Annotated in this window: 15 protein-coding genes; 8 read left to right on the forward strand and 7 right to left on the reverse strand. The window is 71.3% G+C overall.

What is annotated here, in order from left to right:
* Positions 1–60 precede the first annotated feature (60 nt).
* From Raf01_RS00655 to Raf01_RS00665, 3 genes are read left to right on the forward strand one after another with little or no spacing between them, the layout of a single operon-like run.
* Positions 61–1077: a LacI family DNA-binding transcriptional regulator gene (locus tag Raf01_RS00655; RefSeq protein ID WP_239133268.1), complete on the forward strand. Its 1017-nt coding sequence runs from the start codon at positions 61–63 to the stop codon at positions 1075–1077.
* Positions 1078–1118: 41 nt separating this feature from the next.
* Positions 1119–1706, forward strand: coding sequence for a formylglycine-generating enzyme family protein (locus Raf01_RS00660; protein WP_203915691.1), 588 nt, complete (start codon positions 1119–1121; stop codon positions 1704–1706).
* Positions 1707–1724: 18 nt separating this feature from the next.
* Positions 1725–2087 (forward strand): MmcQ/YjbR family DNA-binding protein, encoded by a 363-nt coding sequence (locus tag Raf01_RS00665; protein WP_203915692.1) that lies wholly within the window; start codon positions 1725–1727, stop codon positions 2085–2087.
* A 45-nt stretch (positions 2088–2132) separates the two neighbouring features.
* Here the strand turns inward: Raf01_RS00665 and Raf01_RS00670 are convergent, their stop codons facing one another.
* The gene (locus tag Raf01_RS00670; protein ID WP_203915693.1) at positions 2133–2543 is read right to left on the reverse strand and encodes a DUF2000 domain-containing protein; all 411 of its coding nucleotides are present in this window, start codon (positions 2541–2543) and stop codon (positions 2133–2135) included.
* A 61-nt stretch (positions 2544–2604) separates the two neighbouring features.
* Between Raf01_RS00670 and Raf01_RS00675 the strand changes: the two genes are divergently transcribed.
* The gene (locus tag Raf01_RS00675; RefSeq protein ID WP_203915694.1) at positions 2605–3516 is read left to right on the forward strand and encodes an AraC family transcriptional regulator; all 912 of its coding nucleotides are present in this window, start codon (positions 2605–2607) and stop codon (positions 3514–3516) included.
* 40 nt (positions 3517–3556) lie between these two features.
* Positions 3557–5167 carry a CocE/NonD family hydrolase gene (locus Raf01_RS00680; RefSeq protein WP_203915695.1) on the forward strand — a complete coding sequence of 537 codons (1611 nt, stop codon included), beginning with the start codon at positions 3557–3559 and terminating at the stop codon, positions 5165–5167.
* Positions 5168–5390: 223 nt separating this feature from the next.
* Here the strand turns inward: Raf01_RS00680 and Raf01_RS00685 are convergent, their stop codons facing one another.
* From Raf01_RS00685 to Raf01_RS00700, 4 genes are all read right to left on the reverse strand, one after another.
* Positions 5391–6419 (reverse strand): 1-acyl-sn-glycerol-3-phosphate acyltransferase, encoded by a 1029-nt coding sequence (locus tag Raf01_RS00685; RefSeq protein WP_203915696.1) that lies wholly within the window; start codon positions 6417–6419, stop codon positions 5391–5393.
* A complete protein-coding gene (locus Raf01_RS00690) occupies positions 6416–7249 on the reverse strand; it encodes a patatin-like phospholipase family protein (protein WP_203915697.1) in 834 nt (277 codons plus the stop codon). Before Raf01_RS00690 ends, Raf01_RS00685 begins: the two co-directional genes overlap by 4 nt.
* A 119-nt stretch (positions 7250–7368) precedes the next feature.
* Entirely contained in the window at positions 7369–8589 is a 1221-nt protein-coding gene (locus Raf01_RS00695) for an ABC transporter permease (protein ID WP_239133269.1), read from the reverse strand.
* On the reverse strand, positions 8586–9488 hold the full coding sequence (locus Raf01_RS00700) for an ABC transporter ATP-binding protein (protein ID WP_203915698.1): 903 nt from the start codon (positions 9486–9488) through the stop codon (positions 8586–8588). Before Raf01_RS00700 ends, Raf01_RS00695 begins: the two co-directional genes overlap by 4 nt.
* A 118-nt stretch (positions 9489–9606) precedes the next feature.
* On the opposite strand from Raf01_RS00700, the gene Raf01_RS00705 reads away from it, so the two are divergent.
* The 3 genes from Raf01_RS00705 (at position 9607) to glpK (ending at position 12427) form a co-directional block, all read left to right on the forward strand.
* A complete protein-coding gene (locus Raf01_RS00705) occupies positions 9607–10110 on the forward strand; it encodes a nitrate reductase molybdenum cofactor assembly chaperone (RefSeq protein ID WP_203915699.1) in 504 nt (167 codons plus the stop codon).
* 99 nt (positions 10111–10209) lie between these two features.
* On the forward strand, positions 10210–10830 hold the full coding sequence (gene pcp, locus Raf01_RS00710; RefSeq protein ID WP_203915700.1) for a pyroglutamyl-peptidase I: 621 nt from the start codon (positions 10210–10212) through the stop codon (positions 10828–10830).
* 112 nt (positions 10831–10942) lie between these two features.
* On the forward strand, positions 10943–12427 hold the full coding sequence (glpK, locus tag Raf01_RS00715; protein ID WP_203915701.1) for a glycerol kinase GlpK: 1485 nt from the start codon (positions 10943–10945) through the stop codon (positions 12425–12427).
* Between the two features lie 184 nt (positions 12428–12611).
* On the opposite strand, the gene Raf01_RS00720 is transcribed toward glpK, so the two are convergent.
* Together Raf01_RS00720 and Raf01_RS00725 are read right to left on the reverse strand one after the other, a co-directional pair.
* The gene (locus Raf01_RS00720) at positions 12612–14339 is read right to left on the reverse strand and encodes a S1C family serine protease (protein WP_203915702.1); all 1728 of its coding nucleotides are present in this window, start codon (positions 14337–14339) and stop codon (positions 12612–12614) included.
* Positions 14340–14405: 66 nt separating this feature from the next.
* Positions 14406–15983, reverse strand: a complete 1578-nt coding sequence (locus Raf01_RS00725) for a sensor histidine kinase (protein ID WP_203915703.1) — start codon at positions 15981–15983, stop codon at positions 14406–14408.
* Positions 15984–15989 lie beyond the last annotated feature (6 nt).

The following is a 15989-nucleotide window of genomic DNA, read 5'->3' on the forward strand; positions in this document are numbered from 1 at the left end:
GTCAACACCCCCTCCCGGGCGAACCGTCTCAGAGTAGAAGCGGTCTGCAACCATAGACAGATGTCTGTCCCGAAGGCGGTGCCGGGCACGGCCCGCCGGCCGACCATGGTCGACGTCGCCCGGCACGCGGGGGTGAGCCTCAAGACCGTCTCCCGGGTGGTCAACGGCGAGCCGGCAGTGGCGCAGCAGCTGATCGACCGGGTGCTCGCGGCGATCGCCGAGCTGGGGTTCCGGCGCAACGACATCGCCCGCAACCTGCGCTCCGGCCGGGTCAACGCGACCATCGGGCTGCTCATCGAGGAGATCGACAACCCGTTCTACGCGGCGATCACCAGCGCCGCCGCGCAGATCGCGTCGGCGCACGACACGCTGCTGATGACGGCGTCCTCGGAGGAGGATCCGGAGCGGGAGCGGCAGTTGCTGCTCGACCTGTGCCAACGCCGGGTGGACGGGCTGCTGGTGGTGCCGGCCGGTACCGACCACTCGTTCCTGCGCCGGGAGGTCGAGATGGGCATGCCGGTGGTGTTCCTGGACCGGCCGCCCGGGCAGCTGCTGGCCGACACGGTACTGCTGGACAACCGGGGCGGCGCGCGCGACGGGATGGCGCGGCTGCTGGCCGCCGGCCACCGGCGGGTCGGCGTACTGCTGGACTCGACGGCCGTCTACACGATGCGCGAGCGCCTGGCCGGGGTACGCGACGCCCTGGACGCCGCCGGGGTCGGGTACGACGAGGCACTGGTACGGGACGGGGTCAAGACGCCCGAGGCGGCGGCGGACGCCGTGGCCGACCTGCTGCGCCTGGCCGACCCGCCGACCGCGTTCTTCGGTACCAACAACCGGATCACCGTCGGCGCCCTGCGGCAGCTGTGGCAGCTAGGCAGCGACGCGGAGCTGACCGGGTTCGACGACTTCGAGCTGTCCCACCTGATGCCGCGCCCGCTGACCGTGATCGCCTACGATCCCCGGGAACTGGCCCGGGAGGCCACCCGGCTGCTGTTCCGCCGGATCGCCGGCGACACCTCGCGGCCGGCCACCACGGTGCTGCCGACACAGCTGGTGGCACGGGGTATCCGGTAATTTCACCCTCGGCGCGCCGTGGAGACTTATACCTTTTGTGGGTGAGTCAGTGCGTTTCGATAACGCCGCACCGGGGACCGGGCGGGCCTCCGCCCTCGGCCGACATGGTCTGGATCCCCAGCGGCAGCTGTGAGCTGGGCCCGGTCGACGGGTTCTGGGTCGACGCCTGCCCGGTGACGAACCAGGAGTTCGCGGCGTTCACGCGGGAAACCGGGTACTGCCCGGTCGCCTGCCGGGAGGCGGGCCAGATCCAGTGGCGGTACCCGGAGGGGTGGGACGACCACCCGGTGACCGACGTGTCCTGGGTGGACGCGGTGGCGTACGCGGCGTGGGCAGGCAAGGCGTTGCCCACCGAGGCGGAGTGGGCGTGTGCCGCGCACGACGCCCTGGCCTGCGACACCGGCGGTGCCCAGCCGGGCGGCACCCGGCCGGTCGCCACCGGCTCACCCAACGGGTACGGGCTGTACGACGTGTTCGGCGGCGTACGGGAGTGGACCGCGGACTGGCACCCGATCGGCGGCCCGGTACCGCTGAAGGTGGTCAAGGGCGGCACCCGGACCGGTCAGCCACAACCGGTCCACGGGCATGCCGGGAACATCGGCTTCCGGTGCGTGGTCCGCACCGGCTGACGCCTGTACGGTCACGGGATGGACCTGGTGTCGCCGCTGCGGGCGATCTGTCTCGGCTTTCCCGACGTGACCGAGCGTCCCAGTCACAGCGCGCCGACCTGGTTCGTCCGCGACCGAAAGTCCTTCGTGACCCTGTGGGAGCACGGCCACCACGACAACCGGTTCGCGCACCTGTGGTGTGCCGCACCCCCGGGCGTGCAGCGGGAGCTGATCGCCGCCGATCCGGACCGGTTCTTCCGGCCGCCGTACGTGGGCGGGCGCGGCTGGATCGGGGTACGGCTCGACGGCCGGGTCGACTGGGCCGAGATCGCCGAGTTGGCCGAGGACGCGTACCGGATGGTCGCCCCGGCCACCCTGGTGAAGCGGCTCGACGCCGGCTGAGCCCCCGCCGGCCCGGCCGGCCTGCGAGGTCCCGGCGAGCCGGCGTCACGGGTGCAGCGCCAGCCCCTTCAGCGCCTTGTCGACGTCGTTGCGCCGCCCATAGGCGGCCAACCCGACCAGACGCAGGTCGGCCGCCTGGACGGCGCGGACTACCGCGCGGTTGTCCGCGTCGTTGTCGGTGGCGAACATGTCCTCGGTGTAGATCGCGGTACGCAGGAAACGGGTCAGCGCCCGCTCCCGGGCCTGGGCCAGGCCGTCCTTGCCGGCCCCGAAGACCAGCACCGGCTGGCCGAGCGTGGGCAGGTACCGGTTGCCCGAGCCGTCGACGTACGGCTCACCGATGAGCTCCGGTACGTCGGCGGCGATGGCACCGGCCAGGTACGCGGTGACATTCAACCGCTGCCAGCTCGCCAGGTCGTCGCGTACCACGATTCCGATCTTGGTGTCAAAGCGCACGGGCCCAGCCTGCCCGCGCCCGGCCGCGTCGTCTTGAACGCTGGTGCGGCACGATGGGCGGATGGGTGACTGGGCCCGGTACCGGCGATCGCCGGACGTGCCGCTGGAGGTGATGCGGGCGCACTTCGAGCGCCACGCGTACCACCGGCACGCCCACGACACCTACTCGCTGGGCGTGACCGAGGCCGGCGCGCAGACCTTCACCTGCCGCGGTGGCACGTTCACGAGCGCGGGCGGAATGGTCATGGCGTTCAATCCCGACGACCCGCACGACGGGCACGCCGCCAACCGGCTCGGTTTCACGTACCGGATGGTGCACATCGGTCCCGAACTGATGGCTGGGGTGTTGCGCGACGCGGCCGAGCGGCCGGTTGGGCTGCCGCTGTTCGCCGAGCCGGTCGTCACCGCCCCGGAGGTGGCCCGCCGCCTGCTCGACCTGAGCAACGCGCTGCTGGACGAGACTCCGACCCTCGGCGCTGCCGGCCCAAACCGCCAAGGATCGCCGCTTGACCGCGGCGGAAACGGCCTCGCCTCGCTGCGCCACGACGAGTTGCTGACCCGCGTGGTGTGGGCGATCACCCGGCACTCGCGCCGTCGGGCGAGCCCTTCCGGAGCCGCGCCGCTCGCCCGGGTGACCGGTGCCGATGTGGTACGGGTCGCCGAGCGGGCCCGCGCCGTGCTGGACGAGGCTGGGCTCGCCGAGGTGAGCGCCGGACGACTGGCCGAGGCGACCGGCCGCAGCAGATTCACCGTGTACCGGTCGTTCCAGGCCCGCTATGGCCTGTCTCCCAGCGACTACCAGCGACAGCTACGTGTGCGGGCCGCCCGGCGAATGCTCGGCGACGGAGTGCCCGCGGCACGGGCGGCGGCGCTGGCCGGGTTCGCCGATCAGAGCCATCTGAACCGCTGGTTCCTGCGGTACTTCGGCATCACGCCGGGCGCGTTCCAGCGAGCATTGGTCGGCCCGGGCTGAGTCCGCCCAAGCGCCGTGAGGGACTGGGTAAGTTTCAAAGATGAGTCTGTCCAGCCGGGCCATGGAACGGCTGTTCCACCTGCCCCCCGCGGTCACCCGGGCGGTCCGCGTCCACCGGGACCTGCCGGTCACCACGCGCGACGGCGTCGTCCTGCGGACCGATCACTGGGAGCCCCGGCTGCGCGGCGCACCAACGATCCTCATCCGGACGCCGTACGGGCGGGGTGGCGTGATCGGGCTGGTCTCCGGCCGGATGCTGGCCGAGCGCGGCTTCCACGTGGTCATACAGAGCTGCCGCGGGACGTTCGACTCCGGCGGCGAGTGGGAGCCGCTGCGGTACGAGCGGGAGGACGGGCTCGACGCGGTCGCCTGGATCGAGCGGCAGCCGTGGTTCGACGGAAACCTGTTCACCTACGGGCCGAGCTACCTGGGTTTCACCCAGTGGGCGATCGCTGCCGAGGCCGGCCCGGCGCTCAAGGGCATGCTGACCGCGGTCACCGCGTCCGCGTTCCGCGACCCCACCTACGCCGGCGGCGCGTACTCGCTGGACACCATCCTCAACTGGGCCACGCTGACCAGCAACCAGGGCGGTTCCCTGCTGTCCTTCGCCTACAAGCAGTACCGCGCCCAGCCGCGCCTGCGCCGCGCCTGGACACACCTTCCACTGTCCGAAGTGGACACTCTGGCGACCGGCGCGGAGGTCGCGTTCTTCCAGGACTGGCTGGCTCACTGCGAGCCGGGCGACCCGTACTGGACGCCACGCGGTAACGCCGACGTGTCCCGGGTACAGGCACCGGTGTGCATGGTCGGCGGGTGGTACGACATCTTCCTGCCCTGGCAGCTGCGCGACTACGCCACCCTGCGCGCCACCGGGGCGGCACCCCGGCTGGTCATCGGCACCTGGACACACGCCGATATGGCGCTGCTGGACGCGTCGATGAGCGAGGCGATCGCCTGGTTCCGCGCGGCGATGAACGGCGGTGCCCGCGGCGGGATCCGGGTACACGTGGGTGGCGTGAACGAGTGGCGGGAGCTGCCCGCCTGGCCGCCGCACGACCGCGGCGAGGCTTGGCTCCTGCAACCCGGCGGCGGGCTGGCCCCTACCCCGCCCGCTGCCGGCGCGCCGGACCGGTTCCGGTACGACCCGGCCGACCCGACGCCGTCGCCCGGCGGGGCGCTGCTGACCCGGCAGGCCGGCCGGGTTGACAACCGGGCGGTGGAGGCCCGGTCGGACACTGTCGTCTATACCAGCGAACCGCTGGCGGCCGACGTCGAGACGATCGGCCCGGTCTCGGCGACCGTCCACATCGGGGCCGACGGCGAGTACTTCGACGTGGCTGTCCGGGTCTGTGACGTCGATCCGGGTGGGCGCTCGGAGAACATCACCGACGGGCTGGTCCGGGTCTGCCCGGGTATGTTCCCACCGGACGCCGACGGGGTGCGCGCCGTCGAGGTCGAGCTGTGGCCGATGGGGTACGTGTTCCGGCGCGGTCACCGGATCCGGGTGCAGCTGGCCGGCGGAGCCCATCCCCGGTACGCGCGCAACACCGGTACCAGCGAGCCTCTGGGCTCGGCGACCGAGCTGCGTCCGGTGACCCAGGACATCTGGCATGACGAGCGGCACCCGTCCCAGCTGCGGTTGCCGATCTGAGTCGTTCGACCAGTCCGGCTCGGCGCGTCTGGCGCCGCGCCAGACGCGCCGAGACCGGTCGATGACCGCGTGACCGGCCGCCGCCCCCCGTTACCCGAATCCGACCCTGACCCGATCAGACGCGGCCTTTTGCGGCGGCCGGTCACGCGGCACCCGAGTCCAATCTTGATCCACCGAGTCAAGGCCGGGGCGGATTCGCCGAGAAATCCCCGAAACGGGCCGCTCAATCGGTGATGCTGGCCGGCACCGGCCGGTTCGTTTCGATCCACAGGTCGATGCGCGCCCACCACTGGTACAGCCACTCGATGCGGGCCTCCGCCTCCACCGGCACGTCCGCCCGCGGCACCAGCCACCACTGCATGATGATGGTCTTGTCCATCGGCAACGCCTGCCAGACATCGGTGATGGTCATCAGGTGGTCCACCCCGGTGTGCCCGACCATGATGACGTCCGCGTCCGGCGCGGCATCGAGCGCGGCGAGCACGCCGCCGGGATGGGGCGGCAGCACGTTGTGCATCCGTTGTGCGCGGCGCGCCATCTGCGGCAGCCCCAGCCGGTTCAGCCGGGCGATCGCCCGTTCCCAGCGGCGCAAGGTGAAGTTGCCACCTTCTGGGAAGATGAGCAGCGCATCGTGCTGGCCCAGCCCGGCGGCCAGCGAGGCGATCTCCGCTTCCGCCTGCTCGCCGCGTTGCCGGCCCGGCGCGATGAACCGGCTGGGCAGCCGGTGCAACAGCACGTCGATGGTGGGATCCCACTCCAGCGCCTCTTTGAGCACGATGCGGGGATCGCGGTCGTACCAGTTGATGAGCGCGTGGGCGAGCAGGAACGAGTCCCCCGGCCCAGCGTGCCGGCTGAGCACCAGCAGCGGTCGGCCGGCGGGTACCGAGTCCGGCGCCGTACCCTCGATCTCCACGTGCAGCCGCAGCACCCACTTGGCCTGCTGGTACAGCACCCGCATGGCACGGCCGCAGAGCCGGTAGTGGGCCCGCTGGAACGCCGGCCGGCGCACCGCGGCACCGAATCCAGAGCCCACCCACAGGACGAACATCACCGCCAGCGCGACCGCCTCGACGAGCAGGTACACCGTGGTGAGCCAGAGCAGCCGCAGTGGCCGCAGCCGCCCGGGCACCAGCGGCGAGCCGGCGAGCGTCAGCAGTACCCACGCCGGTGCCGTACCCACCAGTGCCAGCGCCAGCCCGACAACCACCGGTGCCAGCAGCACCCGGCGAAGCCAGCGCGGAGGTGGTCTCATACCGACATCGCGTCCAGGTACTCCACGGAAGCCTCGTAGGCCCGGCTGATCCGTCGAGCGGCAGCGGCCACGTCGCGGTAGGCCAGCGGCGAGTCGTCGCGCTCGGAGCCGCCACCGGTGGGCATCACGTACACGTCGACGTGCTCCGGGATGGCGGACATCTCGCGGGCGTACCGGTGCCGGCGCGACACCTCGAAGGCGACCTTCGCCACATCCCACAGGTACCGGGGAGCCTTCAGCGGCCGGTCGATCCGGCCGACCTGGAGCACGTAGACGGTCCGGGCGCCCAACTCCACGGCGCGGCCGACCGGGATCGAGTTGACGATCCCGCCGTCGATGAAGTGCTCGCCCTCGATGGCGATCGGCGGCAGGAGCCCCGGCACCGCCGACGAGGCGAGCACCGCCGGCACCAGGTCGCCCTGGCTGAACCAGTGCTCGGCGGCGCGCTCGATGCTGGCCGCGCAGCACTCGAACCGGACGCGCAGGTCGGCGAAGCTGGTCGCCCCGCCGAGTTCCCGGTACAGCATGTCGCGCAGCGGCTTGGGAGAGTGCAGGTGAGTACCGCGCCGGGCCACCCGTACCAGTTGCCGGGAAGTGGAGCCGCCGTACACCTCCCGGGCCTGTGGCGATGCCCACAGCCGGCCCAGCCGTTCGGTGACCGCCTCGGTCGGGTCGGCGGCCACCAGTACGCCGTTGACCGCGCCGATCGAGGTGCCCACGATCAGGTCCGGCCGTACGCCGTGCCGTAGCAGCGCACGGAGCATGCCGACCTCGACCGCGCCGAGGACTCCACCGCCGCCGAGAACGAACGCGACCGGACCAACAGACACACGATCATCGTGCCACGACGGCGGCAGGACAGCTCGGTACCGCCTGGGCGCAGCCGGAGCCGGTCTGTGGCGGAGGCGAGCACAGGCCCACGCCAATCAGCCTGAGCGGGGGATGCCGGTCAGATGTCGTCCCAGCGGAACATCAGCGCCGCGATCGTCGAGAGCACCACCGCGAACGCGAGCAGGATGCCGATCTCCGGCAGCACGCTGACCGGCGACTTTCCGCGCACCATCACGTCGAGCATGCCGGTGTTGAGGTGCCGCAGCGGGAACACCTTCGCCAGCCCCTGAAGCCATCCGGGCGCGCCGTCGAGCGGAAAGAACGACCCGGACAGGAACGCCATCGGAATGGTGATCAGGTTGGCGATCGCGCTGGCCGCCTCCATGGACTTCGCCTTCGCGCCGGCGAGCAGGCCGATCGACATGAACGACAGCGTTCCGGCGAAAATCAGCGGAATCGACATCCACCAGTAGTGGGACAGCTTGAGGCCGAAGAAGCCGGCGCCGACCGCGAGGAAGATGGCCGTCTGGATGAGCGCGATGCCCATCGACACCACGATCCGCGCGCCGATCACCGTGGGCACCCCGACCGGAGACAGGGTCAGCCGGCGCAGGATCTTCTTCTGCCGCCAGGTGACCAGGGTCGACGTGGCACCGAACGTCGCGCCGATCGCGATCGCATAGCCGAGCAGGCCCGGGGTGATGTACTGGATGTACGACAGCGACTTGTCCTCGACAGAGTCGCTGTCCAGCGAGAACTTGGGCGGTTGCCCGGTCGCGTCCACGTTCGCGTTCTGGATCAGCGAGGTCATCACGCCCTGGACCGTCGCCGCCCCGGTCGCGTCCGCGGCCGAGTAGTGCATCACGATCCGGTCGCCGACCTGCTCGATGACCGCCTCGTCGTCGCCGTTGCGCACCTTGTCCAGCGCGGCCGCCCGGTCGGTCACTTTCGTGATCTTGAAGACCTGTCCTAGTTCGGCCCGGGCGTCCGCCGGCAGTTGGTCGATGAGCGGAACCGAGCCGACCTCCAGCACGGACTGCTTGTACGTGCCGGTGTTGTTGAACAGGCCGCCGAAGATGATGAGGAACACCAGCGGGAACAGCAACGTGAAGAACAGTCCGGCCCGGTCCCGGCGGAAGCCCAGGAACATCGCCCGGGCCAGGCTGAGGAAGCTGGTCGTCCGCCTGGCCCTGCCGGCCTGGCCCTGGCCGCCCATGCCACCGGGCGCGGGCCGGTCGACGACCGCGGGCGGCGCGGTCGCGACGGCGGACGCGGGGGCGCTGTCCGGCGCGGTGGACGCGTCGAGGGTGTCGCCGTCAAGCGGGCGCTCTGAAGTCATGCCCGGTACTCCCGTCCGGTCAGGTCGAGGAACACGTCCTCCAGCGAGGCGCCGCGGACCGCCAGGCCGCGCAGGGCGTTGCGGTCGGCGAGCGCGGAGAGCACGGCGGCCGGGTTGCGGGTCGACACGGTCAGCGAGACGCCGTCGTCGCTGACCTCCGCGTCCGGGAAGAGCTGCCGGGCGCCGTCGACCGGCACGGTGCCGGTCTCGATGCCGATCCGGGTGGGCGCGTCCAGCCCGCGCACCAGGGCAGCCGGCGGCCCGGACTTGAGGATGTTGCCGTGGTCCATGATGGCCACTCGATCGCAGAGCAGCTCCGCCTCGTCCATGTGGTGGGTGGTCAGCACGACCGTGCGCCCCTGATTGTTGATCTCGCGCAGCAGGTCCCACAGGTTGCGCCGCGCCTGCGGGTCCAGTGCCGCGGTCGGCTCGTCGAGGAAGACCACGTCCGGCCCGTGGACCAGTGCGCACGCGATGGACAGCCGCTGCGCCTGGCCGCCGGACAGCTTCTCGGTGCGGGTATCCGCCTTGTCCGTCAGCCCGACCACCTCCAGCCAGTGGTCGGCGGCCGCGGGCGGGGTGCCGTACAGCGAGGCGAATGTGCGGATCTGTTCGCGGGCCGTGAGCCGCTCGAAGAAGGAGGACGCCTGCAACTGCACGCCGATCCGGGGAAGCAGCCGGGGATTGCGCGGCCACGGGCGCATGCCCAGCAGGCTCACCTCGCCGTCGTCAGGCTTGCGCAACCCCTCCATGATCTCGAGGAGCGTCGTCTTCCCCGCGCCGTTCGGTCCGAGGATGCCGAAGAACTCGCCCTCCTCGACGTCGAACGACACGCCGTCGACGGCGTGCGTGTCGCCATACCATTTCCGTACCCCGTCGACCCTGATGGTCTGCGCCATGGCCTGCACCTTAGCGACGCGGGTCCACCACGACGCCCGACGGGAGAACGCGATTCGTCGCGCTCTGATACCTTCATGGTGAATTGTCCGGACTCAACAGCCTCACCGGGGAGGCATCGTGCGGCCGTCCGTCATCGGGATCGCCCAACAGCTCGCGGCGCAGCTCCTGCGGTTTCCCACCGTGACGCTCGATCGTCAGCTCGGTCACATCTCCGACATCGCGTCGATGCTGCCGGGCGACGTCGGTTCGCCGCTCGCGACGCTCGCCGATCACCTGCGCGGCGCCGGTCCAGCCACCGCGATCGAGGAGTATATGGCGACGTTCGCGCCCGGCGGGTGCCTGCTGTTCCTGAGCCGGCCGGACGACCCGACATTCACGCTGGCGTACGGGCGGGCCGGCTTCAAGCTCGCCGACAACGAACGGGCCGACTTCCTGCCCGCCGTGCTGGAATTCGCCGCCGCGCGGGTGGCCGCCGAGGACTTCTGCGGCCAGGAGCTGCTGTGCGGGTACCGGCCGGCGCTGGACGAGATCACCGCCGCCCTGGCCGAAATCCACTCGCCGTACCTGCTGGCGGTGGATGCGGTCGGTGCGACCCTGCCTCAACTGCACCCGGCGGGCTGAGAGTCTGCCGGCAGGCTCTCAGGCCATCCTCGACCGCCGCCCGGCGCGCGCCGCCGACGCGATCACGAACCCGGCCGGGGCAAATGCGAGGATGCCTCGGTGTCCCCTCGCGTACTGCTCACCGGCTTCGAACCCTTCAACGGCGCCGACCTGAACCCCTCGTGGGCGGCGGTCCGGCTGGCCGCCGCCTCGCCACTGCCCGGCGTCGACCTGCACACCCAGCTGCTGCCCTGCGTGTTCGGGGCGGCGTCCGAGGTGCTGTGGGACGCGGTCGAGCTGCTCGACCCGGACGCCGTGATCGCGGTCGGGCAGGCCGGAGGCAACCCCGGGTTGGCCGTCGAGCGGATCGCGGTGAACCTCGACGACGCCACCATCCCGGACAACGCCGGGGCACAGCCGGTCGATCAGCCGATCGTGCCGGACGGTCCGGTGGGGTACTTCGCCACGATCCCGGTGAAGGAGTGCGTGGCCGCGGTACGGGCGACCGGCGTACCGGCCGCGGTATCCGAATCGGCCGGCCGCTTCGTGTGCAACCACGTCATGTACCAGCTCCTGCACCGGGCCGCGACCCGCCGGCCGGGCCGACTCATCGGCGGGTTCGTGCACGTACCGTTCGCCCCCGAGCAGGTACTCGACACGGGCCGGCCGTGCCTGCCGTCCTCCACGGTCGCGCTCGGGCTGCGCACCGTCGTCACCCGGGTCGCCCGGGTCGCGGGCTGAGGCGCGTACCGGGCCCGGCACACCGCCCGCGGGGGCGAATCGTGGGCGTCCCGCCGGCCGGGGCGGGTGCCGGCGGATCCGCCGCGTCCGGCACGGCTGGCAGACTGTCCGCGTGACCTCTCGCTACATCGCGGCGATCGATCAGGGCACCACCTCGACGCGCTGCATCGTCTTCGACGACACCGGTCAGGTCGTCGCGCTCGACCAGCGCGAACACCGGCAGATCTATCCCCGCCCCGGCTGGGTCGAGCACGACGCGGCCGAGATCTGGCACAACGTCCAGGCGGTCACGCGTGCCGCACTGGACGCCGCCGGACTGTCCCGTGCCGACCTGGCGGCGATCGGCATCACCAACCAGCGCGAGACCACCCTGCTGTGGGACGTGGCGACCGGCGAACCGGTCCACAACGCGATCGTCTGGCAGGACACCCGCACCGACCGCATCATCCGGGAACTGGCCGGCGACGCCGGGCCGGACCGGTTCCGTGAAGCCTCCGGGCTGCCGCTTGCCACCTACTTCGCCGGACCGAAGATCCGGTGGCTGCTCGACGAGCGTCCGGAGCTGCGGGCTCGCGCGGAGGCCGGCGAAGTGATCTTCGGTACCGTCGACACCTGGCTCATCTGGCGCCTGACCGGCCGGCACGCGACCGACGTGACGAACGCCAGCCGCACCATGCTCATGAACCTGTCCACCCTGGACTGGGACGAGCGCCTGATCGACGCGTTCGGGGTACCCAGGGCGATGCTGCCCGAGATCCTTCCGTCGTCGTACGTGTACGGCGAGGCGCGGGGCGACTTTGGCGGAGTGCCGGTGGCCAGCGCCCTCGGCGACCAGTCCGCGGCACTGTTCGGCCAGACCTGCTTCGATCCCGGGCAGGCCAAGTGCACCTACGGCACCGGTTCGTTCCTGCTGCTCAACACGGGTACCACGCCGGTACGCAGCGAGCGCGGCCTGCTGACCACGGTCGGGTACCAGATCGGCGACGACCGCCCGGTGTACGCGTTGGAGGGCTCCATCGCGGTGACCGGGGCGCTGGTGCAGTGGCTGCGCGACAACCTCGGCATCATCTCGTCGGCTCCCGAGATCAACGACCTGGCCGCGACCGTCGACGACAACGGCGGCTGCTACTTCGTGCCCGCCTTCTCCGGCCTCTTCGCCCCGTACTGGCGCACCGACGCCCGGGGCGTCATCGCCGGCCTGACCGGCTACGTCACCAAGGGGCACCTGGCCCGGGCCGCGCTGGAGGCGACCGGGTGGCAGGTCAAGGACGTCGCCGACGCGATGGTGGCGGAGTCCGACGTGAACATCGCCGAGCTGCGGGTGGACGGCGGCATGACGGCCAGCGACCTGCTGATGCAGTTCCAGGCCGACGTGCTCGACGTACCGGTCGTCCGGCCGACGATCGCGGAGACCACCGCGCTCGGCGCGGCGTACGCCGCCGGGCTCGCCGTCGGAATCTGGCCGGACCTGGACACCCTGCGGGCCAACTGGCGGGTCGACGCCCAGTGGCAGTCCCGGATGCCGGCCGCCGACCGGGACCGCGGCCACGGCCTGTGGCGCAAGGCGGTGGACCGTTCACTCGGCTGGCTCGACTGAGCGCAGCCGGAGCCGCTCTCTGGCGGAGGCGAGCACAGTCCCTCGCAGCCCAGACTGAGCGCAGCCGGAGCCGCTCTCTGGCGCCGGACCGAGCGGGATACCAACGAGCGGAAGACAAAGACGAGCGGCGTGACCCCCGGAGGTCACGCCGCTCGCCTTTCTGGGAGGAGGCAAAGCTTTCGGGTCAGGACGACTCGCCCACGGTCACCGGGACCACCTGGGTGGAGCCGTTGCGGCTCACCGTGAGTTGGAGTTTGTCGCCCACCTTGCTGGACTGCACGACGTCGAGCAGTTCGTCGCTGCTGTGGATGTCGGCGTTGTCGGCCTTGACGATGATGTCGCCCTGCTTGAGACCGGCCTTTTGCGCCGGGCTGTTGTTGACCACGCCGGTCACCGACGCTCCCGCGTTGCCGTCCGCGGTACCGACGTTGATGCCGATGTACGGGTGGCTGACCTTCTGGCCCTTCATCAGGTCCTGGGAGACCTCGTTGACCCGGTTGGACGGGATCGCGAAGCCCACGCCGTTACCGTCGCCGCCGTCGGCGGTGAGGATGCTGGTGTTGATGCCGACGACCTCGCCGCGGGTGTTCACCAGCGCACCACCCGAGTTGCCCGGGTTGATCGAGGCATCGGTCTGGATCGCTCCGGCGATGTTCGTCTGCGCCTGGGGCTGTTGCTGCTGTTGCTGCTGCTGACCGAACGGATTCTGCTGACCGAACGGGTTCTGCGGCTGCTGCTGTTCGGGCTGCTCCTCGATGGTCCGGTGCAGCGCGCTGACGATCCCCTCGGTGACCGTGCCGCTCAGGCCCAGCGGGCTGCCGATGGCCAGTACGGTGTCGCCGACCTGGACGCTGTCGCTGTTGGCGAACTTCGCGGCTGCCAGATTCGACACACCCTGCGCCTTCACCACCGCCAGGTCGGTCTTGGGGTCGGTACCCACGATCGTCGCCTGGGACGTCTTGCCGGAGGCGAAGCTGACCTGGACGGTCTTGGCCGTCGCGTCGGCGACCACGTGGTTGTTGGTGACGATGTACCCGTCGGCCGAGAAGATCACGCCGGAGCCCTCGGCGTCCGAGGTCTGGATCGACACCACGCTGTTCTTGACGTTGTTCACGATGCCGGACAGCGTCGAGCGGTCGACGGTCGGCGCCGCGGCAAGCGAGCCGCTCGCGTTCGACGAATCGGCGGCGTGGACGACCAGGCCACCGACGACACCACCACCGCCGGCGAGCAGCAACGCGAGCAGGCCGACAGCGACTGCCTTGCCGAGCCGGCCGGTCGACTGGCGCGGCGCGGGCTGGCCCTGCTGGTCTGAGGGCTGCTGGTCGGACGGCTGCTCGGCAGTCGGCTGCTGGTCCGCCTGTTGGGGAGCCTGCTGCTGGGACGCCGGCTGCTGGGGCGCCTGCGCGATCAGCGGCTGCTGGGCCGCGCCGTAGCCGGGCGCACCGTAACCGGCAGCCCCGTAGCCGGGCGCCCCAGAGCTGGGTGCCGGGGAGCTGGGTGCCGGGGAGCTGGGCGCGCCGTACCAGCCGGCCTGCCCGGCCACGGCGGGGGCCTGTCCCTGCTGCCAGTACGAGGGCTGCGGCGCGGGCTGCATCGGCTGCCCGGCCGGTGGCTGGCCCGGGACGGGCTGGCTTGGCGCGGGCGGCAACGGCACGGTCCGGTCCGCCGCGGGCTCGCTCGGGGCGTTGCCGGTAGCGGGCTGGCCCGACGCGGGTTCGGTCGCGGCCGGCTGTCCGGCCTGATGCATCGGCGAGGCTTCCGCCGGGGCGGCGGCACGCTCGTCTGCGGGGACCTCCCCGCCCGGCCGCGACTGCCCGCCCGGTGCGTCGGTCGGCAGCTCGCTCGTCGGCCGTTGATACCTATCGTCCGGTTCCGGGAAGCGCTGCGGGTTCGTGTCGCTCTCGCTCATGGGTCCAAGACTGCACTGCCCGACTGCGTCAGTCCTGGGTTCGGGCTGGAAGTTGGCTGTGAATCATTACTCGTTCTCGGCCCCGACGTGCTCGATGTCCCTGGACTGCACCAATGGGAGCCGTACCCGGAAGGTCGCGCCCTGGCCCGGCTGGCTCTCCACCTCGACGCTGCCGCGGTGCGCGGCGACCAGCGCCGCGACGATCGCCAGGCCCAGGCCGGTACCGCTGGTCGCCGCGGCGGAACCGCCGTCCCGACGGGTACGGGCGGTATCGGCCCGATAGAAACGCTCGAAGACGTGCTCGATCTGCTCCGGAGCCAGGCCCGGGCCGGCATCGGCAATCTCCACCACCGCCTGTTCCGCCTCGCGACGCAGGCGCAGCCACACCGGGGTACCGGGCGGGGTGTGCACCAGGGCGTTGGTCATCAGGTTCCCCATGACCTGGCGAAGCCGGGACTCGTCGCCGCTGACCGTCAGCGGGCCGGTATCGTCCGCGATCTCCAGCGTGATCTGCCGGTCCGGAGAGACGGCCTGGGCCGCGATGACCGCGTCGTTCGCGATCACCCGAAGCTCCAGGTCACCGGGTACCAGTGGCCGTTCCATGTCGAGCCGGGCCAGTAGCAGGAGGTCCTCGACCAGCAGCCCCATCCGGGCCGCCTCGCCCTCGATCCGGCGGATCAGCCGCTCGGCCTCTTCCGGCGCTCGGGCCGCACCCTGCCGGTACAGCTCGGCGAACCCGCGGATCGTGGTCAGCGGGGTACGCAGCTCGTGTGAGGCGTCCGCGACGAACTGCCGCATCCGCTCCTCCGAGCGCCGCGCCCGGCTCTCCGAGAGCCGGGCCGCCTCGGCCGCGTCGCGTGCGGCGGACTCGGCCGACCGCGCCGCCGCCTCCGATGCCGTCTGTGCGGTGAACGCGGCCTCGACCTGGCCGAGCATGGTGTTCAGCGAACGGGCGAGGTGACCGACCTCGGTACGCGGTTCCTCGTGCCCGGGTTCGAACTCGGGTATCCGCTGGGTCAGATCGCCACCGGCAATCGCGGCGGCGGTGTGCTCGATGGACCGCAGTGGCCTGAGGCTGGCCTGCACCATCGCCGTACCCGCGACCGCCAGCAGGATGAGCATTCCCGCGCCGACCAGCAACTCGGCGACGATCAGCCGGGACAGCGCGCTGTCCACGTCGGACATGTCGGCCGCGATCATCAGGTAGTCGCCGGGCTGCGAGACGAGCTGCGTGACCAGGATCCGCCAGCGGCCCCCACCATCCGCCGAGGGCACGGTGTAGACCGTGTCGAGCCGTTCGGCCGCCGTACTCGCATCCTGCGGCACGACCGGCAGGTCCTCGGGCTTGTAGTGCGACGTGTCGTAGATCGGCTGGAACAGCCCGGTCGGGCCGACCAGCTCGGCGAAGAACATCGACGGCAGCGCCACCTTCGACTGGGTGGCCGGGTGCTCGTAGTTCTCGATGGACAGCGCGTTGGAGTCGCGGGCGACGGTCCGCACGTCGCTGTCGAGCCGCCCGACCAGGTACTGGCGCAGCGCGAGGGCGCTGGACACGCCGATCACCAGCAGGGTCGCGGTGACCAGGGCCATCACGGCGGCAACGAGCTTAAGCCGCAACGGTGTGCGACTGAATGGGTGGATCATGGGATT

It is taken from the genome of Rugosimonospora africana (assembly GCF_016862975.1).
Taxonomy (GTDB): Bacteria; Actinomycetota; Actinomycetes; order Mycobacteriales; family Micromonosporaceae; genus Rugosimonospora; species Rugosimonospora africana.

Coding starts and splice junctions, on each gene's coding strand:
- Raf01_RS00695 (WP_239133269.1), bottom strand. CDS start 8,589: ATGACTTCAGAGCGCCCGCTTGACGGCGACACCCTCGACGCGTCCACC.
- Raf01_RS00680 (WP_203915695.1), top strand. CDS start 3,557: ATGAGTCTGTCCAGCCGGGCCATGGAACGGCTGTTCCACCTGCCCCCC.
- Raf01_RS00665 (WP_203915692.1), top strand. CDS start 1,725: ATGGACCTGGTGTCGCCGCTGCGGGCGATCTGTCTCGGCTTTCCCGAC.
- Raf01_RS00655 (WP_239133268.1), top strand. CDS start 61: ATGTCTGTCCCGAAGGCGGTGCCGGGCACGGCCCGCCGGCCGACCATG.
- Raf01_RS00675 (WP_203915694.1), top strand. CDS start 2,605: ATGGGTGACTGGGCCCGGTACCGGCGATCGCCGGACGTGCCGCTGGAG.
- Raf01_RS00685 (WP_203915696.1), bottom strand. CDS start 6,419: ATGAGACCACCTCCGCGCTGGCTTCGCCGGGTGCTGCTGGCACCGGTG.
- Raf01_RS00725 (WP_203915703.1), bottom strand. CDS start 15,983: ATGATCCACCCATTCAGTCGCACACCGTTGCGGCTTAAGCTCGTTGCC.
- Raf01_RS00720 (WP_203915702.1), bottom strand. CDS start 14,339: ATGAGCGAGAGCGACACGAACCCGCAGCGCTTCCCGGAACCGGACGAT.
- Raf01_RS00700 (WP_203915698.1), bottom strand. CDS start 9,488: ATGGCGCAGACCATCAGGGTCGACGGGGTACGGAAATGGTATGGCGAC.